21 protein-coding genes and 1 pseudogene are annotated in these 21,434 nt (G+C 76.0%); 17 read left to right on the forward strand and 5 right to left on the reverse strand.

Features of this window, described 5'->3' with window-relative positions; translation table 11 throughout:
* Positions 1-12: 12 nt before the first annotated feature.
* Positions 13-1,320 (reverse strand): AI-2E family transporter, encoded by a 1,308-nt coding sequence (locus tag ACI79P_RS11320; RefSeq protein ID WP_456581147.1) that lies wholly within the window; start codon positions 1,318-1,320, stop codon positions 13-15.
* 89 nt (positions 1,321-1,409) lie between these two features.
* Here ACI79P_RS11320 and ACI79P_RS11325 point away from each other — a divergent pair, with 89 nt between their 5' ends.
* The 11 genes from ACI79P_RS11325 to ACI79P_RS11375 all read left to right on the forward strand — a co-directional run bounded on the left by ACI79P_RS11325 (position 1,410) and on the right by ACI79P_RS11375 (position 9,601).
* Positions 1,410-1,877 carry a PPOX class F420-dependent oxidoreductase gene (locus ACI79P_RS11325; protein WP_456581148.1) on the forward strand — a complete coding sequence of 156 codons (468 nt, stop codon included), beginning with the start codon at positions 1,410-1,412 and terminating at the stop codon, positions 1,875-1,877.
* A gap of 38 nt (positions 1,878-1,915) precedes the next feature.
* Positions 1,916-2,503, forward strand: coding sequence for a hypothetical protein (locus ACI79P_RS11330; RefSeq protein WP_456581149.1), 588 nt, complete (start codon positions 1,916-1,918; stop codon positions 2,501-2,503).
* Complete coding sequence (locus ACI79P_RS11335) at positions 2,500-3,018, forward strand: hypothetical protein (RefSeq protein WP_456581150.1); 519 nt, start codon at positions 2,500-2,502, stop codon at positions 3,016-3,018. Before ACI79P_RS11330 ends, ACI79P_RS11335 begins: the two co-directional genes overlap by 4 nt.
* A gap of 80 nt (positions 3,019-3,098) precedes the next feature.
* Positions 3,099-3,644: a hypothetical protein gene (locus ACI79P_RS11340; protein WP_456581151.1), complete on the forward strand. Its 546-nt coding sequence runs from the start codon at positions 3,099-3,101 to the stop codon at positions 3,642-3,644.
* Positions 3,645-3,708: 64 nt separating this feature from the next.
* A complete protein-coding gene (locus ACI79P_RS11345) occupies positions 3,709-4,410 on the forward strand; it encodes a dienelactone hydrolase family protein (protein WP_456581152.1) in 702 nt (233 codons plus the stop codon).
* A 41-nt stretch (positions 4,411-4,451) separates the two neighbouring features.
* Positions 4,452-4,889, forward strand: coding sequence for a GNAT family N-acetyltransferase (locus tag ACI79P_RS11350; protein ID WP_456581153.1), 438 nt, complete (start codon positions 4,452-4,454; stop codon positions 4,887-4,889).
* A gap of 58 nt (positions 4,890-4,947) precedes the next feature.
* The gene (locus ACI79P_RS11355; RefSeq protein ID WP_456581154.1) at positions 4,948-5,346 is read left to right on the forward strand and encodes an ankyrin repeat domain-containing protein; all 399 of its coding nucleotides are present in this window, start codon (positions 4,948-4,950) and stop codon (positions 5,344-5,346) included.
* A 50-nt stretch (positions 5,347-5,396) separates the two neighbouring features.
* Positions 5,397-6,680, forward strand: a complete 1,284-nt coding sequence (locus tag ACI79P_RS11360) for an AI-2E family transporter (protein WP_456581155.1) — start codon at positions 5,397-5,399, stop codon at positions 6,678-6,680.
* A gap of 20 nt (positions 6,681-6,700) precedes the next feature.
* Positions 6,701-8,002: a 3-oxoacyl-ACP reductase FabG gene (gene fabG / locus ACI79P_RS11365; RefSeq protein WP_456581265.1), complete on the forward strand. Its 1,302-nt coding sequence runs from the start codon at positions 6,701-6,703 to the stop codon at positions 8,000-8,002.
* Between the two features lie 161 nt (positions 8,003-8,163).
* Positions 8,164-8,931, forward strand: a complete 768-nt coding sequence (locus ACI79P_RS11370) for a crotonase/enoyl-CoA hydratase family protein (RefSeq protein ID WP_456581156.1) — start codon at positions 8,164-8,166, stop codon at positions 8,929-8,931.
* A 46-nt stretch (positions 8,932-8,977) separates the two neighbouring features.
* The gene (locus ACI79P_RS11375; protein WP_456581157.1) at positions 8,978-9,601 is read left to right on the forward strand and encodes an SGNH/GDSL hydrolase family protein; all 624 of its coding nucleotides are present in this window, start codon (positions 8,978-8,980) and stop codon (positions 9,599-9,601) included.
* Positions 9,602-9,605: 4 nt separating this feature from the next.
* Here the strand turns inward: ACI79P_RS11375 and ACI79P_RS11380 are convergent, their stop codons facing one another.
* From ACI79P_RS11380 to ACI79P_RS11395, 4 genes are all read right to left on the reverse strand, one after another.
* Positions 9,606-10,772: a cation:proton antiporter gene (locus ACI79P_RS11380; protein WP_456581158.1), complete on the reverse strand. Its 1,167-nt coding sequence runs from the start codon at positions 10,770-10,772 to the stop codon at positions 9,606-9,608.
* Positions 10,773-10,779: 7 nt separating this feature from the next.
* Positions 10,780-11,265 carry a cation:proton antiporter regulatory subunit gene (locus ACI79P_RS11385; protein WP_456581159.1) on the reverse strand — a complete coding sequence of 162 codons (486 nt, stop codon included), beginning with the start codon at positions 11,263-11,265 and terminating at the stop codon, positions 10,780-10,782.
* Between the two features lie 25 nt (positions 11,266-11,290).
* Positions 11,291-14,137, reverse strand: coding sequence for an FAD-binding and (Fe-S)-binding domain-containing protein (locus ACI79P_RS11390; protein ID WP_456581160.1), 2,847 nt, complete (start codon positions 14,135-14,137; stop codon positions 11,291-11,293).
* A gap of 219 nt (positions 14,138-14,356) precedes the next feature.
* Positions 14,357-14,758, reverse strand: coding sequence for a cupin domain-containing protein (locus tag ACI79P_RS11395; protein WP_456581161.1), 402 nt, complete (start codon positions 14,756-14,758; stop codon positions 14,357-14,359).
* Positions 14,759-15,032: 274 nt separating this feature from the next.
* Between ACI79P_RS11395 and ACI79P_RS11400 the strand changes: the two genes are divergently transcribed.
* The 6 genes and pseudogenes from ACI79P_RS11400 to ACI79P_RS11425 all read left to right on the forward strand — a co-directional run bounded on the left by ACI79P_RS11400 (position 15,033) and on the right by ACI79P_RS11425 (position 21,411).
* Positions 15,033-16,364 carry an MFS transporter gene (locus tag ACI79P_RS11400; RefSeq protein WP_456581162.1) on the forward strand — a complete coding sequence of 444 codons (1,332 nt, stop codon included), beginning with the start codon at positions 15,033-15,035 and terminating at the stop codon, positions 16,362-16,364.
* A 79-nt stretch (positions 16,365-16,443) separates the two neighbouring features.
* The gene (locus tag ACI79P_RS11405) at positions 16,444-17,997 is read left to right on the forward strand and encodes a gluconokinase (RefSeq protein WP_456581163.1); all 1,554 of its coding nucleotides are present in this window, start codon (positions 16,444-16,446) and stop codon (positions 17,995-17,997) included.
* Positions 17,998-18,101: 104 nt separating this feature from the next.
* Positions 18,102-18,200: pseudogene (locus ACI79P_RS11410) on the forward strand (hypothetical protein); the annotation flags it as partial.
* Between the two features lie 64 nt (positions 18,201-18,264).
* Positions 18,265-19,461 carry a GntP family permease gene (locus ACI79P_RS11415; RefSeq protein ID WP_456581266.1) on the forward strand — a complete coding sequence of 399 codons (1,197 nt, stop codon included), beginning with the start codon at positions 18,265-18,267 and terminating at the stop codon, positions 19,459-19,461.
* A 52-nt stretch (positions 19,462-19,513) separates the two neighbouring features.
* Complete coding sequence (locus tag ACI79P_RS11420) at positions 19,514-21,085, forward strand: FMN-binding glutamate synthase family protein (protein WP_456581164.1); 1,572 nt, start codon at positions 19,514-19,516, stop codon at positions 21,083-21,085.
* Between the two features lie 143 nt (positions 21,086-21,228).
* A complete protein-coding gene (locus ACI79P_RS11425) occupies positions 21,229-21,411 on the forward strand; it encodes a hypothetical protein (RefSeq protein WP_456581165.1) in 183 nt (60 codons plus the stop codon).
* The last annotated feature ends 23 nt before the right edge of the window (positions 21,412-21,434 follow it).

A 21,434-nucleotide genomic window follows, 5' to 3' on the forward strand; every position in this document is an offset into this window, starting at 1 on the left:
CGGCCGCCCTGCTCAGCGGTTCGCCGTCTCCTCCCGGCCCTCGCGCCCGTCGGCGTCCTGGCCCGCGGGCTCGGCGACCGGCTCGCGGGTCAGGTGGGCGCCGACCTCGTCGGCGACGATCTGCGCCCGCGTGCCGTCGGGGAGGATCTCCGGCGACTTCCCGTCGAGCTGGTCACGCGCGTAGCGGTAGGCGACGGCGATGAGCGCGGTGACCGGGACCGCGAGGAAGGCGCCGACGATGCCGGCCAGGCTGGCGCCCGCGGTCACGGCCAGGATGACCACGGCGGCGTGCAGGTTCAGTCCCCGGCCCTGCAGGATCGGCTGCAGGATGTTGCCCTCGATCTGCTGCACGAGGATCACGATGCCGAGCACGATCAGGGCCGTGGTGAGGCCGCTGTCGACGAGCGCGATCAGCACCGCGAAACCGCCGGCGACGAAGGCACCGATGATCGGGACGAAGGCGCCGAAGAAGGTCAGCACCGCCAGGGGCAGGACCAGCGGGACGCCGAGGATCCAGAGCCCGAGGGCGATGAAGAAGGCGTCGAAGAACCCGACCAGGGCCTGCTGCCGGATGAACTCCGACAGCGTCGACCAGGTCTTGTAGGAGAGCGCGGCGACGTGCGGGGCGGCCGGGGGGCCGGTCTGCGCGGCGAGCCACGGCACCCAGCGGGGGCCGTCCTTGAGGAAGAAGAAGGTCAGCACCAGCGCCAGCACCAGGTTGATCAGGATCCCGCCGATGGCGGTGGCTCCGGTGACGGCGTAGGAGGCGATGTTCTGCGCGTTGCCCTGGATCGAGTCGATCGCCTGGTCGACGGCGGTGCCGATCTGCTCCTGGCCGAGGTTGAACGGCGGGCCGGTCAGCCACTCCTGCAGCTGCTGGAGGCCCACGCTGACGCCGTCGGCGAGCTCCTCGACCTGCCGGACGACGGGGGGCGCGATCAGCGCGATGATCCCGCCGAAGGCGGCGAGGAAGGTGAGCAGGACGGTGAGGGCGGCCAGGGCCGCCGGCCAGCCGTGGTTGCGCAGGAAGCGGGTGGGCGGCCACAGCACGGTGGTGAACAGCAGGCCCAGCACGACCGGCAGCAGGACGACCCAGAGTTGTCCGACGACCCAGCCGAGGACGTACACACCGCCGACGATCAGCAGCAGCTCGGCCGAGGCGACGGCCACGGCCCGGCTCGCCCGGTGCAGGCGTTCCCCGCGCTCACGGGTGGGGGCGGGGGCGTGCGTGGCCGGCTGGACACCGGCCTCCGGCGTCGGCTGGTCGGGCTCGACGTCGTCGGGGGTCCCGTCCGGCGGCGGGTCGGTGCGACCGGGCAAGCGGATCCTCATGCACCGATCTCAACACAGATGTGCGCGACCGACCGGGCAGGAAACGATCATCACACCCGCGTCGTAGCGTGCGCGGCATGCCGAAGATCGCGACCGCCGACCGGGTCGACCGGGAGTCCCTGCTCGAGTTCCTTCGCCCACGGCACCGGGCGGTGCTGCTCACCCGACGCCGCGAGGGGGGCGTCCAGCTCTCCCCGGTCACCTGCGGGGTGGACGCCGAGGGGCGGGTGGTCGTCTCCACCTACCCCCAGCGGGCGAAGGTGACCAACGCCCGGCGCGACCCCGCGGTCTCGCTGTGCGTGCTCTCCGACGAGTGGGACGGTCCGTGGGTGCAGCTCGACGGGGAGGCCGAGGTGCTCGAGCTGCCGGAGGCCCTCGAGCCCCTGGTCGAGTACTACCGGTCCATCAGCGGGGAGCACCCCGACTGGGCGGAGTACCGCGCGGCCATGCAGCGGCAGGGGAAGGCGCTGGTCCGGGTGACCGTGACCGCGTGGGGCCCGATCGCGACCGGCGGCTTCCCCGCCGAGGTAGCCGACAAGCTCTGAGACTTGCATGCGGAGGTGAAAGGTGGGAGTCTTTCGCGATGGTGTACGTCCTGACCGTCGACCAGCGAGGCAGCCGGCGCGGGCCCGACCGGGTCGCCGACGTGCTGGCCGAGCTCAACGCCGGCGTCGGCGCGGTGCTGGCCTTCGAGCGGACGGCGGGCGACGAGTTCCAGGGTGTCCTGGGTGAGCCGGAGACGGTGGTCGACGTCGCCCTGCGGCTGGTCCGGCTGGGCGGGTGGAGCATCGGCATCGGCGCCGGGGCCGTCCAGCACCCGCTGCCCTCCAGCACCCGGGCCGCGGCGGGGCCGGCCTTCCTGTGCGCCCGGCGTGCCGTCGACGCCGCCAAGCAGCGGTCGGTGCGCCTGGCCGTGCGCGGGGCGGTAGCCTCCGACGCCGCCGATGCGCAGGCGGTGCTCGGTGCGCTGGCGGTGCTGGTGGGGCGCCGCAGCCGGCAGGCGTGGGAGGCGATCGAGCTGGTCGAGGGCGGGCGGACCCAGGCCGAGGCGGCCGAGGCGCTGGGGATCACCCGGCAGGCCGTGGGCCAGCGCCTGAGCGCCGCGTCCTGGGACCTCGAGCGCGAGCTGCGGCCGACGGCGGCCCGGCTCCTGGAGAGGGCTGCCGGATGACCGTCGCGGTCCTCGTGCTCCTCGCCCTGGTCTGCGTGACGGGGCTGGCCCTGGCCCTCCGCGGCGAGCGGGCCTCCGTCGCCACCGGCGCGATCGCCCTGGTGGGCGCGCTCGCGGTCGCCGCCGCGTTCGCCTGGCCGGCCGCGGGCGGGGCGGGCGCGGCGCAGGCCGGCGCGGCGCTCGCGGCGCTGGCCGCGGTCACCGGTGGCGGTCCGGTGGCGACGGCGGTGCTGCACGCCGCCGACCCCGCCGCCGCCGGGGTGTCGGGCGGGCCGCAGGATCCCGAGATCCTCCGGGGCGGGGCCTGGATCGGCGTGCTGGAGCGGGGGGCGATCGCCGCCACCCTCCTCGTCGGGTGGCCCGAGGGGCTCGCCGTCGTCCTCGCCGTCAAGGGGCTGGGCCGGTTCTCGGAGCTGCGCGCGCCGGCGGCGGCCGAGCGGTTCATCGTGGGCACCCTGGCCAGCGGGCTGTGGGCCGCCGGCTGCGTCGGGGTCGCGGTCCTGCTCCGCGGCTGACCGGGGCACACGCCGAGCGGGCTGTGCGGTACGGGGGGAAGACTGGGGCCCCGTCGCCGTTGCCCGCCCCTGGAGGCCTGGTGCCCGAGTCGCGTGCCCCCGGTGGCGCCCGCAACCCCGACCTGCTGACCGTCTACTGCAACGACCACCTCGCCGCGGCCACCGGCGGCGTCGAGCTCGTCACCCGCATGCTCGGCCACCACCGCGGCGGGCCGCACGACGACGCGCTCGCGCAGCTGCTCGACGAGCTCCGCGAGGAGCGCGCCGCGCTGCTGACGACGATGCGTGCGCTGGGGGTGCCGGTGCGCGAGTACAAGCAGGCCGTGACATGGGCGGCCGAGAAGCTCGGCCGGTTCAAGCTCAACGGGCGGCTCTTCACCCGCTCGCCGCTCAGCGACCTCGTCGAGTGGGAGTTCATCGCCACCGCGGTGGTGGCGAAGCGGGCAGGGTTCGAGACCCTGCGCGCCCTCGGCGAGGTGGACCGACGCGTCGACGTCGAGCTGTTCGAGCGGCTGATCCACCAGGCGGACCGGCAGCACCACTGGCTCGTCGTGGTCCGCCGCGAGGTGGCGGCCTCGGTCCTCGGCGGCCGGGCGGGGACCGCCGCCGGCGACGCCGACGCCTGACCGGGGGACGACGATGTGCCACGACCACGACAGCCGACCGCCGGCCCCTCCGCGCACCGGCCCGGTGCGCGAGCGCAGCACGACCACGCTCACCGCGGCCGACGGCGCCTCCTTCACGGCCGCCACCGCGCTGCCCGAGGGGACCGCGCGCGCGGGGGTGGTGGTCCTCCCCGACATCCGCGGGCTGCACCCCTACTACGTCGCCCTGGCCGAGCGGTTCGCCGAAGCCGGGCTGGCCGCCGTGGCGATCGACTGGTTCGGGCGGACCGCCGGGGTGTGCGCCGACGGCGTCCGGCCGGAGGGGTTCGACTGGCAGGCGCACATCCCGCGCACCACGCCGGAGGGGGTCGACGCCGACGTCACCGCCGCGATCGCCCACCTCCGCGACCGGGCCGGCGCGGAGCTGCCGGTGGTCGCGGTCGGCTTCTGCTTCGGCGGCAGCCACGCGTGGCGGCTGGCCGGCGGCCACCTGGACCTGGCCGGCTGCGCGGGCTTCTACGGGCGCCCGGCGCTGGTGGGGGACGCCGCCGACCGGGCACACCTGCCCATGGTCATGCTGGTCGCGGGCGCCGACACCGTGACGCCGCTCGAGGAGCAGCTGGGGCTGGCCGAGCGGCTCCGGGCGGCCAGGGCGGAGGTGGACCTCGCCGTCTACGACGGAGCGCCGCACTCGTTCTTCGACCGCTCGCACGGCGAGTGGGCCGACGCCTGCCGGGACGCGTGGGAGCACCTGCTGGCCCTCACCGACCGCGTCGCCCGCCGGTGACTCCGCCCGCCTGGGGGGCGCTGCCCGGAACGGGGGTGCGAGTGCGCGCGGCGACCGCCGACGACCTCCCGGCCCTCGTCGCGCTCCTGGCCGACGACCCGCTCGGCCGTGGGCGCGAGCGGGCCGCGGACCCGGCGCCCTACCGGGCGGCGTTCCGGCGCATCGAGGAGGACCCGGCGCACCTGCTGGCGGCCGCCGTCGACGGGACGGACGTCGTCGGCGCGCTGCAGCTCTCGCTCGTGCCGGGGCTCTCCCGCGGGGGCGCGCTGCGCGGGCAGATCGAGGGCGTGCGGATCCGCTCCGACCGGCGCGGCGGAGGCCTCGGCGCGGCGCTGCTGACCTGGGCGGTCGCCGAGGCCGGCCGGCAGGGGTGCGCGCTGGTGCAGCTGACCAGCGACCTGGCCCGGCCCGACGCGCACCGGTTCTACGCGCGGCTCGGCTTCGTCCACTCGCACGCGGGCTACAGGCTCGTGCTCTGACCTGCCGGCCGACGGGGGTGCGGGCCCGGTCACCGCCGAGGTGCCTACGCTGGGTCGGGTGAGCGGCCAGCCGATCGACCCCGGAGTCATCGAGCTCGCCGGGCGGGTCTTCGACCTCGCCCGCGGCGGGCACACCGGCGAGCTCGTCGCCTACCTCGACGCGGGCGTGCCGGCGAACCTCACCAACGACAAGGGCGACACCCTGCTGATCCTCGCGGCCTACCACGGGCACGGCGACACGGTGGCGGCCCTGCTGGCGCGCGGCGCCGACCACGGGCGGGCCAACGACCGGGGGCAGACGGCCCTGGCCGCGGCGGTGTTCAAGCAGTCGGCCGAGACGGTCGAGGCGTTGCTCGCCGCCGGCGCCGATCCCGACGCGGGCGGGCCCAGCGCCCGGGAGACCGCGGCGTTCTTCGACCTGCCGGCCATGACCGCGCTGCTCGACGCCCGCGGCTGACGGGCTCGGCAGAACCGGTGCGGCCGCGTGCGACGGAGGGGGAGGCGGGCGTGGCAGCAGGTCCCGGGCAGCCGGCGACGGGCGAGCTGATCCCGCCGGCGGAGGGGAGCGCCCCGCAGCCCGCCGGGGTCGAGCCGGTCGTGCCGCTGCCGGCCCCCGAGCCGGGCCTGCCGCGCTGGCTGCTGCTGGTGGGCGGCGCGGCCGCCGCCACGATCGCCGTCGCCGGGCTGCAGGCGGTCGCCTGGCTCGTCGCGCCGGTCTTCCTCGCCCTGGTCGTCGTCGTCGCGCTCACCCCCGTGCAGCGGTGGCTGCGCCGCATCGGCACGCCCCGCTGGCTGGCGACGACGGTGCTGCTCCTGCTCGTGTGGGCGGTGCTGCTCGCCTTCGTCGCCCTGCTGGTGGCCTCGGTGGCCCAGTTCGCCGCGCTGCTGCCCGACTACGCCGACCGGGCCCAGATCCTGATCAACGACGTCGTCACCGACCTGAACAGCCGGGGGATCGTCTCCGGTCAGCTCTCGGACCTCGTCGAGCAGATCGACTACGGCTCCCTGGTCGGGCTGGCCACCGACCTGCTGAGCCGGCTCACCGACGCGGCGACCACGCTGGTGCTCCTGCTCTCGGCGCTGGTGTTCATGGCCATCGAGAGCAGCGGCTTCGGCCGGCGGCTGGCGCTCATCGGGGCCGAGCGCCCGCACCTGCCGGTGGCCCTGGGCCTGTTCACCCGCGGCACCCGCAGCTACCTGCTGGTGAGCACGGTGTTCGGGGCGATCGTCGCGGTGGGCGACACCATCGCCCTCGCGCTGCTCGACGTGCCCGCCGCGCCGCTGTGGGGGCTCCTGGCGTTCATCACCAACTACGTGCCCAACATCGGGTTCCTGCTCGGGGTGGCGCCGCCCGCCGTGCTGGGGCTGCTCGCCGGCGGCTGGGGCGACTTCGTCGCGATCCTGGTCGTCTACTCGCTGCTGAACTTCGTGGTGCAGACCCTCATCCAGCCGCGCTTCGTCGGCGATTCGGTGGGCCTGTCCATGACGGTGACGTTCGTGGCGCTGCTCTTCTGGGGCTGGGTCCTCGGCGCCCTGGGCGCGCTGCTCGCCATCCCGCTGACCCTCCTGGTCAAGGCCCTCATGGTCGATGTCGACCCGCGGGGGCACTGGCTGGACGCGCTGCTGCGCGAGGAGCCGCGCGCCCCGCGGACCACGCGCGCCCGGCGGCGGATGGCCGACCGCCACGCCGCGCTCGCGTCGATGCGGCGCCTGCACCACCACCCCTCCCGCCGGTCGGGGGCGGCCGACGCGGAGCACGAGGAGACGCCGACCCCGGTGGGGCGGTCCTGACCGCGCAGGAGCTCGTCGTCCTGGTCGGCCTGCAGGGGAGCGGGAAGAGCACCTGGGTGGGGGCGCACCTGGCCGGCACCCACGTCGTGGTGAGCAAGGACCACTGGCCCAACGCCCGGCGTCGCGAGGCGCGCCAGCAGCGGGTCGTCGCCGAGCTGCTCGCCGCCGGGCACAGCGTCGTCGTCGACAACACCCACCCCGCGCCGGAGGACCGTGCGGCGCTCGTCGCCCTCGCCCGGGAGGCCGGGGTTCCGGTGCGCGCCGTGTGGCTGGACACCCCCGCGGAGGTCTGCCTGGCCCGCAACGCCGCCCGCACCGGCCGGGCCCGCGTGCCGCTGGTGGGCCTGCACGCCACCCGGGCCCGGTTCGTGCCGCCATCGGTGGACGAGGGCTTCGACCGGGTGGACGTCGTCCGGCACGCTCCGCCGCGGGCCGGCCCGGACCATGTGACGGCGGCCGCGACCGGCGGCCGTAACGTGTCGGGCGCAGCTCGCCGCGCACCGGGGCCGTCCGCCCCGGTGACCGCAGGCATCCGAGACGAAGGGAACGACATGACCGAGGCAGGCACCACGGCATCCCGCGTGGCCATCGTGACCGGCGCGGCCCGTGGCATCGGCGCGGCGACCGCCCAGCGGCTGGCGGCCGACGGCTTCGCCGTCGCCGTCCTGGACCTGGACGAGGGCTCGGCCAAGGGCACCGTCGAGGCGATCGAGGCCGCCGGCGGCCGCGCGCTGGCCGTCGGCGCCGACGTGAGCGACTCCGCGCAGGTGGAGGCCGCCGTCGAGCGCATCGCCACCGAGCTGGGCGCGCCGACCGTCCTGGTCAACAACGCCGGCGTCCTCCGCGACAACATGCTGTTCAAGATGTCCGACTCCGACTGGGACATCGTCATGAACGTGCACCTGCGGGGCGCCTTCCTCATGACCCGCGCCGCCCAGAAGCACATGATCGACCAGAAGTGGGGCCGGATCGTCAACCTGTCCAGCACCTCCGCGCTGGGCAACCGCGGCCAGGCGAACTACTCGACGGCCAAGGCCGGCCTGCAGGGCTTCACCAAGACCCTCGCCATCGAGCTGGGCAAGTTCGGCGTCACCGCCAACGCGATCGCCCCGGGCTTCATCGAGACCGAGATGACCAAGGCCACGGCCGAGCGCATGGGCATCCCGTTCGAGGACTTCATCAAGGGCGCCGCCTCGCAGATCCCGGTGGCCCGCACCGGCAAGCCCGAGGACATCGCGCACCTGGTCTCGTTCTTCGTGAGCGAGGGCGCCGGCTTCGTCTCCGGCCAGGTCGTCTACGCCGCCGGCGGCCCGAAGGCCTGAAAGGACCCCGCTGCCCCCCACGGCACGCTTCGCGCGCCGGGGGGCCCTGCAGCGGGGCCGTTCCATCCCCTCGCCAGGGGCCGTTCCACCCTCACGACGGGCCGGGCTGCCTGACCGGCGGCCCGGCCCCGTGCCGCACCCGCACCGTTCCCGGAGGTCCCGTGCCCGAGCAGTCCGTCCTCGTCGAGCGCCGCGGCGCGGTGCAGGTCATCACCATCAACCGTCCGGAGGCGCGCAACGCCCTCGACGGCGACGTCGCTCGGGCGGTCGCGGCCGCGGTCGACGAGCTCGACTCCGACGCCGACCTGCGGGCCGGGGTGCTCACCGGGGCGGGCGGGACCTTCTCCTCCGGGATGGACCTCAAGGCCTTCCTCCGCGGCGAGAGCCCCGCGATCGAGGGGCGGGGCCTGTGCGGCATCACCCGCACGCCGCCGCGCAAGCCGCTCGTCGCCGCCGTCGAGGGCTGGGCCCTGGCCGGGGGCTTCGAGCTGGTGCTCGCCTGCGACCTCGTGGTGGCCGGCCGCGGCGCCCGGTTCGGGGTGCCCGAGGTGAAGCGCTCGCTCGTCGCCGCCGGCGGGGCCGCGCTGCTCCTCCCGCAGCGGGTGCCGCGCGCCGTCGCACTGGAGCTGCTGCTGACCGGGGAGCCGGTGGACGCCGAGCGCGCGGCGGCGGTCGGGCTGGTCAACCGGGTGGTCGAGGACGGAACGGCGGTCGAGGCGGCCGTCGCGCTCGCCGAGGTCATCGCCGCGAACGGCCCGCTCGCGGTCGCCGCGACCAAGCGGGTCGTGCTCGAGGCGCCCACCTGGCCGGCGGAGGAGGCGTGGGAGCGGCAGGAGCAGGTCGTCCGGCCGGTGTTCGGCTCCGAGGACGCGCGGGAGGGCTCCACCGCCTTCGCCGAACGCCGCCCGCCGGTGTGGCGCGGGCGCTGAGCCGTCGCAGCGGCATACCGGGGCGGTCCGCGTCGTTCCGCCTGACGTGGACCGCTCCGCTCTCCGACTGCTCGTCCTCGGTGACTCCCTCGCCTCCGGCACGGGTGCCGCCCGTCCCGCCGACGCCCTCGGCCCGCGGCTGACCCGCGCGCTGACCGACGACGGGTTCGACGTCGACCTGCACGTGCTCGCCGTCCCCGGGGCGGTCTCGGCCGGGCTCGCCGACCAGGTGCGCCGAGCCCTCCCGCTCTCGGCCGACCTCGCCGTCGTGGTCATCGGCGCCAACGACCTCGCCCGCTTCGTCCCCGCCGAGCAGGCGGCGGCAGCGCTCTCGGCCGCGGTGACCGCGCTCCGGACCGCCGGCACCGACGTCGTGGTCGTCCCGGCGCCGGACATGTCGATGGTCCCCTTCGTACCGCCGGCCCTGCGGGCGCTGGTCCGGGGCGCCTGCGCGGTGCTCCAGCAGCGGCAGTCGCACGTCGCCGCCGGCGGCGGCGCCACGGTGGCCCCGGTGGCCGCCGAGGTGGCGCGCGCCTTCTCGGCCGACCCGGCGCTCTTCTCCGCCGACCGCTTCCACCCCTCCTCCGCCGGCTACGCGCGCATCGCCGAGGTGCTCACCCCGTACGTCCTGGACGCGGCCCGCGCCCGGCGGGAGGACGCCGCGGCGTGACCGCTCAGGCGGGTGACGGGGCGCGCACCAGGCGGGCGGAGAGCGGCTCGACGAAGCGGGTGAGCACCGGCCCGGTCACCGCCAGCACCAGCACGTAGCCGGTGGCCACCGGGCCGACGGCCGGGATCCCGGCGGCGACGGCCAGCCCGGCGATCACGATGGAGAACTCCCCGCGGGCCACGAGCGCGGTCCCGGCGCGGAGCCGGCCCGGGACGGCGACGCCGTCCCGCTTCGCGGCGAACCAGCCGGTGCCGATCTTCGTCGCGGTGGTGACGGCGGCCAGCGCGAGCGCCGCGGGGAGCACCGGGACGATGGCTCCCGGGTCGGTGGCCAGGCCGAAGGCGACGAAGAAGGTGGCGGCGAACAGGTCGCGCAGCGGGCCGAGGATCGCGCGGGCGCGCTCGGCGAAGGTCGCCGGCAGCGCCAGCCCGACGAGGAACGCGCCGACCGCCGCCGACGCCCCCATCGCCTGGGCGGCCCCGGCGACCAGCAGGGTGAGCCCGATCAGCCGCAGCATCACCTGCTCGTCGTCGTCGTGCGAGAGCAGCCGGCCCAGCCGGTGCCCGTGCCGCTGGGCGGCCAGCAGCACCAGCAGCACCGCGCCCACCGCCAGCCCGACGCCGGCGACGGCCGACATCGGGCCCTGGCCGGCGAGGGCGACCACCAGCAGCGGCAGGAACAGCGCCATCGCGAGGTCCTCGAGCACCAGCACCGAGAGCACCGCCGGGGTCTCCCGGTTGGTCAGCCGCCCGAGGTCGCCGAGCAGCCGCGCGATGATCCCCGACGACGAGATGTAGGTGACCCCGCCCAGCGCCAGCGCCCCCTGCCACGGCAGCCCCAGGAGCAGCCCGGCGACGAATCCGGGCGGGCCGTTCAGCACGAGGTCCACCAGCCCCGACGGCGCGTGCCGGCGGAAGGACGCGAACAGCTCGGTGGCGGAGAACTCCAGGCCCAGGGTCAGCAGCAGGAGGACGACGCCGATCTCCGCGGCGGCCTCCAGGAACGGCGCGGCGTTGTCCATCGGAACCACGCCGCCCTCGCCGAGGGCCAGCGCCGCCAGCAGGATGAACGGGATGGGGGAGAGGCCCAGCCGCCGGGCCAGCAGCCCGAGCGCGGAGAGGCCGAGGAAGAGCAGCCCCAGCTCGAGGAGCAGGGCGGCGACGTGGTCCACCGCCGCTCTACTCGTGACCCGCGAGCCGCCGGTCCAGCTGCTCCAGCCCAGGCGCCGAGCCGATGGCCACGAGCACGTCGCCGGCGGAGAGCCGGTCCGCGGGCGAGGGGGAGGGGACGACATCGGCGCCGCGGACGATGGCGACCACCGAGCAGCCGGTCAGCGTGCGCGCGCGCGTGTCGCCCAGGGTGCGGCCCGCGAACGGTGACTCCGGGCGGACGGTGATCCGCCCGGACTCCAGCCCCGGCACCTCGCGGGAGAGGTCGGCGAACCGCTGCGTCAGCCGGGGGGCACCCAGCACCTCGGCGACGGCGTCGACCTCCTCCGGGTCCAGGCGGATCGTCTCCCGCGCCTGGTCGGGATCGCGCCGGTCGAACACCGCGATCTCCGCGCCGCCCTCCCGCTGGACGACGATGCCGATCAGCTGCCCCGACCGGGTCCTCATCTGGTAGCGGACGCCGACGCCGGGCAGCAGGGTCTCCTCGAGCTCCACGTCCGGCATCGTCGCAGACCCGCTCTCAGGCCAGCCGCTCCGCCAGCAGCTCGGCGAGGTGCCGGCCGCGCCGGCCGGCGAGCTGCTCGAGCTGGGTGCGGCAGGAGAAGCCGTCGGCCAGGACGACGGCGTCCTCGGGCAGGTCGCGCACGGCCGGCAGCAGCTGCTGCTCGGCGACGGCGACGGAGACGTCGTGGTGCCCGCGCTCGACCCCCCAGTTGCCGGCGAGCCCGCAGCAGCCGCCCAGCCGGGTGACCCGGGCGCCCGCGCGCTCCAGCAGCCGGGCGTCGGCCGACCAGCCCAGCACCGAGGCGTGGTGGCAGTGCGGCTGGGCGACGATCTCCAGGCCGTCCAGCGACGGCGGCGTCCAGCCGGGGGTGTCGCGGAGCAGCTCGGCCAGCGTGCGGGTCGCCGCGGCCACCTGCTCGGCCTCCGCCCCGCCGACGAGCTCCAGGGCCTCGCCGCGCAGCACGGCGGTGCACGAGGGCTCGATGCCGACGACCGGCACGCCGGCGGCGGCGAGCGGGGCGAGGGTGCGCACGGTGTCGCCGAGGATGCGGCGGGCGGCGTCGAGCTGCCCCGTGGTGATCCAGGTGAGCCCGCAGCAGGTGTCGGCGCCGGGCACCTCGACCCGGTAGCCGGCCGACTCGAGCACCCGGACGGCGGCCTCGGCGACCTCCGGGGCGAAGTGGTCGGTGAACGAGTCCACCCACAGGGCGACCCGCGGCCCGTCGCCGCCCGCGGTCCGCCCGGCCCACTGCTGCCGGAAGGTGCGCGCGGCGAACGCCGGCACCGGGCGGCGCTGGTCGATGCCCGCGCTCCACTTGGCCAGCGGGCCCACCAGCGCGGAGCCGAGCATCGCGTTCACCAGGCGGGGGGCCCGGGCCACGAGGTCGGACCAGAACGGCAGCCGGCCCAGGGTGTAGTGCGAGCGCGGCCGCAGCCGGCGGCGGTAGGACTGGTGCAGCACCTCGGCCTTGTAGCTGGCCATGTCCACGCCGGTCGGGCAGTCCGACGAGCACCCCTTGCAGGACAGGCACAGGTCCAGCGCCTCGTGCACCTCCGGCGACCGCCAGTCCTTGACCGGGCCCCCGGGCGCGAGCATCTCCTGCAGCACCCGGGCGCGGCCCCGGGTGGAGTCCTTCTCCTCCCGCGTGGCCGGCCACGACGGGCACATGACGCCGCCGGAGGACTGCAGGTCCGCCCGGCACTTGCCCACGCCGGTGCAGCGGTGCACGGCGGCGGAGAAGTCGCCGCCGTCGTGCCGGTAGGCCAGCGCGAGGCCCTCCCGCAGGGGCGGGGCGGCGGCGATGCGGATGTCCTCGTCGAGCGGCGCCGGGCGCACCAGGACGCCGGGGTTCAGCACGTCGGCCGGGTCGAAGACGGCCTTGACCCGGGCGAAGAGGTCCAGCGCGGCGGGGGAGTACATGTGCGGCAGCAGCTCGCTGCGCGCCCGCCCGTCGCCGTGCTCGCCGGAGAGCGAGCCGCCGTAGCCGGCGACCAGCCGGGCGGCGTCCTCGACGAAGGAGCGGTAGGCCGACCGGCCGCGGTCGTCGCCCTGCCCGAACGGGAAGTCGATGCGGACGTGCACGCAGCCGTCGCCGAAGTGTCCGTAGGGGACGCCCTGCAGACCGTGGCCGTCGAGCAGCGCCTCGAAGCCGCGCAGGTAGGCGCCCAGCCGCTCGACCGGGACGGCGGCGTCCTCCCAGCCGGCGTGCGCCGGGCGCCCGTCGGAGGTCCGGTTGGCCAGCCCCGCGCCGTCCTCGCGGATCCGCCAGATCGCCGCGGCGTGCGCCGGGTCGGTGACCACCATCGAGTCGACCGCGCCGGCGTCGGCCAGCACGCCCCGGGCCTTGGCCTGCACCTCGGCCTCGGTGTCGCCGGTCAGCTCCACGATCAGCCACCCGTCGCCGCGCGGCAGGTCCGGGACGACGGCGGCGGGGACGTCACGCAGCCGCTGCACGATCCGCTGGTCGAGCCCCTCCACGGCGGTGGGCTCGTGGGGCAGGAGGCCGGGGGTGGCGTCGGCGGCGTCGGCCATGCCCGGGTAGCCGAGCACCACCAGGCCGCGGACCGGGGCGTCGGTGACCAGCCGCACCGTCGCGCCGAGGACGACGGCCAGCGTGCCCTCGCTGCCGACCAGGGCGCGGGCGACGTCGAAGCCGCGCTCGGGCAGCAGGTGTTCCAGCGAGTAGCCCGAGACCTGCCGGCCGAAGGTGCCGAGCTCGGTCCGCACGGTGGCCAGGTCGCCGGCGACGAGCCGGTGCAGGTCGGCGAGCACCCCCGGCGCGGGCTCGGTGCCCGGGCCGAGCCGCAGGCGCGCGCCGGTGCCGGTGACGACGTCGAGGCCCACGACGTTGTCCGACGTCCGGCCGTAACCCAGGGCGCGGGAGCCGCAGGCGTTGTTGCCGATCATCCCGCCGATCGTGCAGCGGTTGTGCGTGCTCGGGTCCGGGCCGAAGCGCAGTCCGTGCGGGCGGGCGGCGGTCTGCAGCGCGGACTGGACGACGCCGGGGTCCACCGTCGCCGTGCGCGCCTCCGGGTCGACCTCGTGCACGCGGGACAGGTGCCGGCTGGTGTCGATCACCACGCCGGCGCCCACGGCGTTGCCGGCGATCGACGTCCCCGCCCCGCGGGCGGTCAGCGGCACGCCGAGGGAGCGGCACACCTCCAGGGCGGCCACGATCTCGTCGGGGTGGCGCGGCCGGACGACGGCCCGGGGCAGGACGCGGTACAGCGACGCGTCGGAGGAGTAGAGGGCGCGGGCCAGCCCCGAGTCGTCGACGTCGCCGATCCCGGCGCGGCGGAGCTCGGCCGCCACCGCCCGGCCGTCGTCGGTGCGCGTCGTCGTGTCCGCGGCCGGTGCGCTCATGCCGCCGAGTCTGGCTCGCCGCTCGCGGGCGGGCGCGCCCGGGCCCCCTCCCGGGACCGGGGACGGGGGGGGGGGGGGGGGCGGCGGCGCCGCCGCCGCCCCCGCCCCCCCCCCCCCCCCCCCCCCCCCCCCCCCCCCCCCCCCCCCCCCCCCCCGCCCCCCCCCCCCCCCCCCCCCCCCCCCCCCCCCCCCCCCCCCGGCCGGTGGTCGTGCGCCCGGTCAGGAGGTCGGGGGCTCGTCCTGGCCCGACTCCTCGGCCTCGTCGGCCTCCTCCTTGGTCTTGTGGACCGCGCCGTCGGCGTGCTCGGGCGGGCCGTAGACCGTGTAGAGGACCAGCGGGTTCTCGCCCGTGTTCAGGAAGTTGTGCTTCGTTCCGGCGGGGACGACGACCAGGTCGCCCTGTGCCACGTTCTTCTCCTTGCCGGAGATCACGGCCTTCCCGATGCCGCTGACGAAGGTGAGGATCTGGTCGATGTCCTCGTGCGTCTCCTCGCCGATCTCACCGCCCGGCGGGATGGTCATGATCACCAACTGGGTGTTCGTGCCGGTCCAGAGGACCCGGCGGAAGTCCGGGCTCTTCTCGGCCTCGGTCGCGATCGTGTAGTGGATGACGGACGCCATGGACGGCGCTCCTCTCGTCTCGGGGACGGACGGCTACGGCCGGCCGGGCGCGGAGCAGCCCGGCCGGCGCCGGGCTGCTCCTGCCCTGTCCGGGCCGGGAGTAGTCGTCCGGGGCAGCGTCGTCGATCACGCCCAGGGCGCCACGGACCGGCGCCGCCCGAACCCGGCGCTCGGGGCAGCTGTGCCGCCGGACCTCCTCCGGCGGTCGGCACGCGGGTGAGGGAACTCACCGCCCGACGGGGAAGGTTCCGGTCGGTCGGGGTGTCCTCCTCAGGTGACCTCCCTGCACCGGGCCCGCCCGTCGGGCCGCGCCTACGCGACGTGGGTCGTGGGACTGCTGGCCTACGCGGTCGCCGTCTTCCACCGCTCGTCGCTGGGCGTCGCCGCCGTCGAGGCGCAGGAACGGTTCTCCGCCGGCGCGTCCGTCGTCTCGCTCTTCCTGGTGCTGCAGCTGGCGGTCTACGCCGGGCTGCAGGTTCCGGTGGGCGTGGCGCTGGACCGCTTCGGGTCCCGGCGGATGATCCTCGCCGGCGCGGTCACGATGGCGGCCGGCCAGTTGGTGCTGTCACTGGCCGGGGACGTCCCCACCGCCATCGCCGCCCGCGTGCTGGTCGGCGCGGGCGATGCGATGACCTTCATCAGCGTGCTCCGGGTGGTGGCCTTCTGGTTCCCGGGCCCGGCGGCGCCGCTGATCACCCAGCTGACCGGGATCCTGGGCCAGGTCGGATCCATCGTGGCCGCCTACCCGCTCGTCACCCTGCTCCACGAGACCTCCTGGACGGCGACCTTCCTGGGGGCCGCGGCGACCGGTGTGCTCGTCGCCCTGCTCGTGCTCGTCGCGCTGCGGGACGCGCCGGAGGGGACGCCGCGCCCGGCGGCGCCGGACCTGGCCCAGCTGCGCCGGGGGCTGGCCGACACGTGGCGCGAGCCGGGCACCCGGATCGGGCTCTACGCCCACCTGGTCACCCAGTTCTCGGGCACGGTGTTCGTGCTGCTGTGGGGCTACCCCTTCCTGGTCGTCGGCCAGGGGCTGTCGCCGGGCACGGCGGCGGCCCTGCTGACGCTGCTGGTGCTGGTCGGCATGGGCGTCGGGCCGGCGCTGGGCCGGCTGTGCGCCCGGTGGCCGCTGCGCCGCTCGGTCCTGGTGTTCGCGATCCTCGTCGCGACGGTGAGCACCTGGACGCTCGTGCTGCTGTGGCCCGGCCGCGCGCCGCTGGCGGTGCTGGTGCTGCTGGTGGTGGTCCTGGGCACCAACGGCCCCGGCTCGATGATCGGTTTCGACTACGCCCGGACGGAGAACCCGGCGGAGCGGCAGGGGAGCGCCAGCGGCGTGGTCAACGTCGGGGGGTTCGTGGCCTCGCTGCTCACCATCCTGGCCGTCGGCGCGGTGCTGGACCTGCTCACCCCGGGCACCTCCACCGCCTACGACCTCGACTCCTTCCGGGCCGCCTTCGCGGTGCAGTACCTGTTCTGGGCGATCGGCCTGGCCGGCGTCGTCCGGCACCGCCGGCAGCTGCGCGCACGGCTGGCCCGCGACGGCGTCGTGCTGCAGCCGCTGCACGTCGCGGTCCGCCACCGGCTGCGCGGAGGCCCGTCGGGCGGCTGATCCGGAACGGGCTGTTGCCGCCCCGGCCGCGCACCGGCACGATGCCGGGAGCGGACGAGCTGGTCAGGGGGGTGGACCCGTGGACGTCGTGGTCGGGCTGGACTCGGGCACCACGGCGACGAAGGCGGTCACCGCGGGCACCGACGGCCGCGTCCGCGACGGCGCCAGCGTGGCTTACCCGCTGCTCGTCCCCGCCCCCGGCCGCGCCGAGCTGGACGCCGGGCGGCTCGCCGCGGCCGCCGTCGAGGCGCTGGGGGAGGTCGCCGCCCTCGCCCGCGAGCGGGGCGATGCGGTCGTCGCCGTCTCGCTGAGCGCGGCGATGCACGGGCTGGTCCCCATGGACGACGGGGGCACCCCGCTCGGCCCGGTGGTGACCTGGGCCGACGACCGCGCCGCGCAGTGGGCGCAGGCGCTGGTCGCCGACGGCCGCGCGCCCGACCTCCACGCCCGCACCGGCACCCCGGTGCACGCGATGTCCCCGCTGGTCAAGCTGTCGTGGGAGCGGGCGGAGAACTCCGCCCGCGTGGCCGGTGTGCCGCGCTGGGGCGGGGTCAAGGAGCTGGTGGTGGCCGCCGTCTGCGGTGGCCCGCACGTGGTCGACCGATCCTGCGCGTCGGCCACCGGCCTGTACGACCTCCGCGCCGGGCGCTGGGACGAGGAGGCGATGAGCATCGCCGGCGTGCGCCCCGGCCAGCTGGGCGAGGTCCTGCCGACGACGGCGCTGCTCCCCGGCCTGAGGCCGGAGGTCGCGGCGGCCACCGGCCTGCCGCCGGGGCTCCCCGTGGTGGTCGGCGCCTCCGACGGCGTGCTGGCCAACCTGGGCGTGGGCGCCGTGCGCTCCGACGTCGCCGCCGTCTCGCTGGGCACCAGCGGTGCGATGCGCGTCGTCGTCCCCCGGCCGACGGTCGACCCGGGGCGGCGGCTGTTCTGCTACGCCCTCACCGACGACGCCTGGGTCGTCGGCGGCGCCATCAACAACGGCGGGTCGGTGGTGCGCTGGGCCGCCCAGGCGCTGGCCGCCGGCGCCGGGGGCGAGCCGGGCCCCGAGGGGGAGGCCGCCGACGACCTCGACGCCCGGCTGCTCGAGGAGGCGGCCGCCGTGCCGGCCGGGAGCTCGGGCCTGCTCTGCCTGCCCTACTTCCTGGGCGAGCGGGCACCCTGGTGGCGGTCGGGGATGCGCGGGGCCTACCTGGGGCTGCGACGCGAGCACCGCCGCCCGCACCTGGTCCGCGCCGCGGTCGAGGGGGTGTGCCAGCAGCTGGCGCTGGTGCGCGACGCGTTCGCCGCGACCGACGTGCCGGTGCGCGAGGTGCGCGCCACCGGCGGTGCGGTCGCCTCGCCGCTGTGGATCCGGACGCTCGCCTCCGCACTGGACCTGCCGGTGCGGGTCGCCGACTCCCCGGAGGGCACCGCTCTCGGCGCCTGCCTGCTCGGCTGGCACGCCCTCGGCGCGCTGCCCGACCTCACCGCGGCGACCGCGCTCGTCGCCGTCCACGAGCCGGTGCTCCCCGACCCGGAGGCCGTCGCCGTCTACCGGCAGCTCCGCCCCCTCGTCGACCGGTCCACCACGACCCTGGCCGACGTCCTCACCACCCTCGACGCCCTGGATGACGCACCGAGCCGACCCACCTGAACCCGTGGAGGAGCCATGCCCGAGGCCGAACCCGCGCTGAGCGCCGGGCCCCTGCTGCTGATCGCCGCGGCCGCGGTCGCGGTCCTCCCTTCCTGATCACGAAGGTGAAGCTGCACGCCTTCCTGGCGCTGATCCTGGTCAGCCTGCTGGTCGCGCTGGCCGCGCAGGTCCCCATCGGCGGCGTCATCGAGACGATGACGTCCGGCTTCGGGGCGACCCTGGCCAGCGTCGCGCTGCTGGTCGGCCTGGGCGCCATGCTGGGCCCGGCTGTTCGAGCACAGCGGTGGGGCGCAGGTCCTGGCCGACAGCCTCATCCGGCGGTTCGGCGAGGAGCGGGCGCCGCTGGCCCTCGGCGTCGCGGCGCTGATGTTCGGCTTCCCGATCTTCTTCGACGCCGGGCTGGTCGTCTTCCTGCCCATCGTCTTCACCGTCGCCCGGCGGCTGGGCGGGTCACTGCTCACCTACGGGTTGCCCGTGGCCGGCGCCTTCGCCGTCATGCACGCCTTCGTGCCACCGCACCCCGGGCCGGTGGCCGCGGCCGAGCTGGTCGGCGCCGACATCGGTCTGACCCTGGTCTTCGGCCTGATCATCGGCATCCCGACCTGGTTCCTCGGTGGTTACCTGTTCGGCCTGTGGGCCGGGCGCCGCTACGACATCGCGGTCCCCGACGTGCTGTCCGACCGGAGGACCGCCGACGACGCCCCGGACCCCTCCGTCGAGGGCACCTCGCCGGCCATCGCGTCCGGCCGCACCCGCACGGAGGCCCGGCCGGCGCCGCCGCGGTTCGGCACGGTCATCGGGATCCTGCTCCTGCCGCTGGTCCTGATCTTCCTCAACACCGGGATGTCCACCCTCGCCACCCAGGGCGTGCTCGATGAGGAGTCCCTGGTCGTGGAGTGGGGGCAGCTGCTGGGCGCGACGCCGATCGCCCTGCTGATCACCGTGCTCGTGGCGATGTGGGTGCTGGGCCGGCGCCGCGGGGAGAGCGGTGCCGAGGTCGAGTCGATCGTCAACAGCGCCCTGGGCCCGGTCTGCGCGATCATCCTGATCACCGGTGCCGGCGGCATGTTCGGCGGCGTGCTGCGGGCCAGCGGCATCGGTGCCGCGCTCGCCGACGTGCTGGGCGACGTCGGCCTGCCCGTCATCGTGGCGGCGTTCGTCATCTCGGCCCTGATCCGGGTGGCGCAGGGCTCGGCCACCGTCGCCCTCACCACCGCGGCCGGTCTGATCGCGCCCGTCGTCGAGGCCACCGACGGGCTGAGCTCGGTCGACCTCGCGCTGATCGTCATCGCGATCGCCGGCGGGGCGACCGTCCTCTCGCACGTCAACGACTCGGGCTTCTGGCTGGTCAGCCGGTTCTTCGGGATGGACGAGAAGACGACGCTGAAGACCTGGACGGTGATGGAGACGCTGCTGGGCACGATCGGGTTCGTCCTGGCGCTCGTGCTCAGCCTCTTCCTCTGACGACGGCGGACGCCGCGACTGCACCGGGCTCCCGGACGCGCCATAGTGGGGCATGCCGCTCCTCCCACGTGCCGCGGCCGCCGGGCTCGGTGCGCTCGCCGCCGTCGCCGTCCGTGACCTGCTGCAGCGGGAGCACACGCTGCTGCGCAACTTCCCGGTCGTGGGCCACGCCCGCTACCTGCTGGAGTCGATCGGGCCCGAGCTGCGCCAGTACCTGGTCGCCGGGAACAACGAGGAACGCCCGTTCACCCGCGACCAGCGGCGCTGGGTGTACGCCTCCAGCAAGCGCGACAACAACTACTTCGGCTTCGGCACCGACAACGACCTGGAGTTCACCGCCGGGTACCCGGTGATCAAGCACCGCACCTTCGGGCCGGCGGTCCCGGCGACCGACGTGCACGCCGGGCAGTTCGTCGACCTGCCCTGCGCCAAGGTGCTCGGGGCGCCCCGTGGGCGGGCCGCCGCCTTCCGGCCGCCGTCGGTCGTGAACATCAGCGCGATGAGCTTCGGCTCGCTGTCGGGCCAGGCCGTGGAGGCGCTGAACCGCGGGGCCGCGCTGGCCGGCTTCCTGCACAACACGGGGGAGGGCGGCATCTCCGGCCACCACCGGCACGGCGGCGACCTGGTCTTCCAGATCGGCACCGCCTACTTCGGCTGCCGCGACGAGCACGGCCGCTTCGACCTCGACCGGCTCAAGGACCTCGTCGCCGGCGCCCCGGTGCGGGCGCTGGAGATCAAGCTCAGCCAGGGCGCGAAGCCCGGCCTGGGCGGGGTGCTCCCCGCGGCCAAGGTGTCGGCCGAGATCGCCGCCGCGCGCGGGGTGCCCGAGGGCGTCGACTGCATCAGCCCGTCCCGGCACGCCGAGTTCTCCGACGCCGACAGCCTGCTCGACTGGGTCGAGCTGCTCGCCGCCGAGACCGGCCTGCCGGTGGGCATCAAGTCCGCGGTCGGCGACATGACCTTCTGGGAAGAGCTCGCCGGGCTCATGGCCGACACCGGCCGGGGAGTGGACTTCGTGACCGTCGACGGCGGCGAGGGCGGCACCGGGGCCGCGCCGCTCATCTTCACCGACTCCGTCTCGCTGCCCTTCCAGCTCGGGTTCTCCCGGGTGCAGGCGGTGTTCGCCCGGGCGGGGCTGGCCGAGGACGTGGTGTTCATGGGCGCCGGAAAGCTCGGCCTGCCGGACAACGCCGTGGTGGCCTTCGCGCTCGGCTGCGACATGATCAACGTCGGCCGTGAGGCGATGCTGGCCATCGGCTGCATCCAGGCGCAGAAGTGCCACACCGACACCTGTCCGACCGGGGTGGCGACGCAGAACGCCTGGCTGACCCACGGCCTGGACCCGCAGCTGAAGTCGGTGCGCGCGGCCAACTACATCGGCACCCTGCGCCGCGACCTGCTCCGGGTCGCCGAGGCGTGCGGGGTCCCCCACCCGGGGCTGATCGACACCGACTCGGTCGAGGTGCTCACCGGGCGCACGGCGTCGCGGCCGCTGCGGGAGGTGTACGGGTACGAGCCGGAGTGGGGCCTGCCCTCGCCCGCGGACCGGGCCGCCATCACGGCGCTCATGATCGGCGAGCCCGAGGGTGGCAGCGCACCGCCGTCGCCCGACGCCGTGGGCTGAGCCGGACGCCGCCCGCGTCCACGGGGACGCGTGACGGGTCCATGACATCGGCACGGATCGGCGTGCCTCTCGGCGGACCGGGGCACAGGAGAGCAGGTACGCCCGTGCCCGACCCCGTGGTCGGCCTGCCTGGAGGAGAACCCATGAACCGCACGTCCCTGCCCGCCCGTCGCTGGCGCTCGGCTGCCGCCGGGGTGGCCATCGCGGCCGCCTCCTTCACCATGACCGCCTGCGGCGGGGAGGAAGGCGGCGAGGAGGGCGGCGTCATCGAGCAGGAGGTCGGCGAGGAGGGCGGCGGGGAGGGCGGCGAGGAAGAGGAGGACTGACCCCTCCGACGCCCGGGAGCACC

This window comes from Blastococcus sp. SYSU DS0510, from assembly GCF_054050835.1.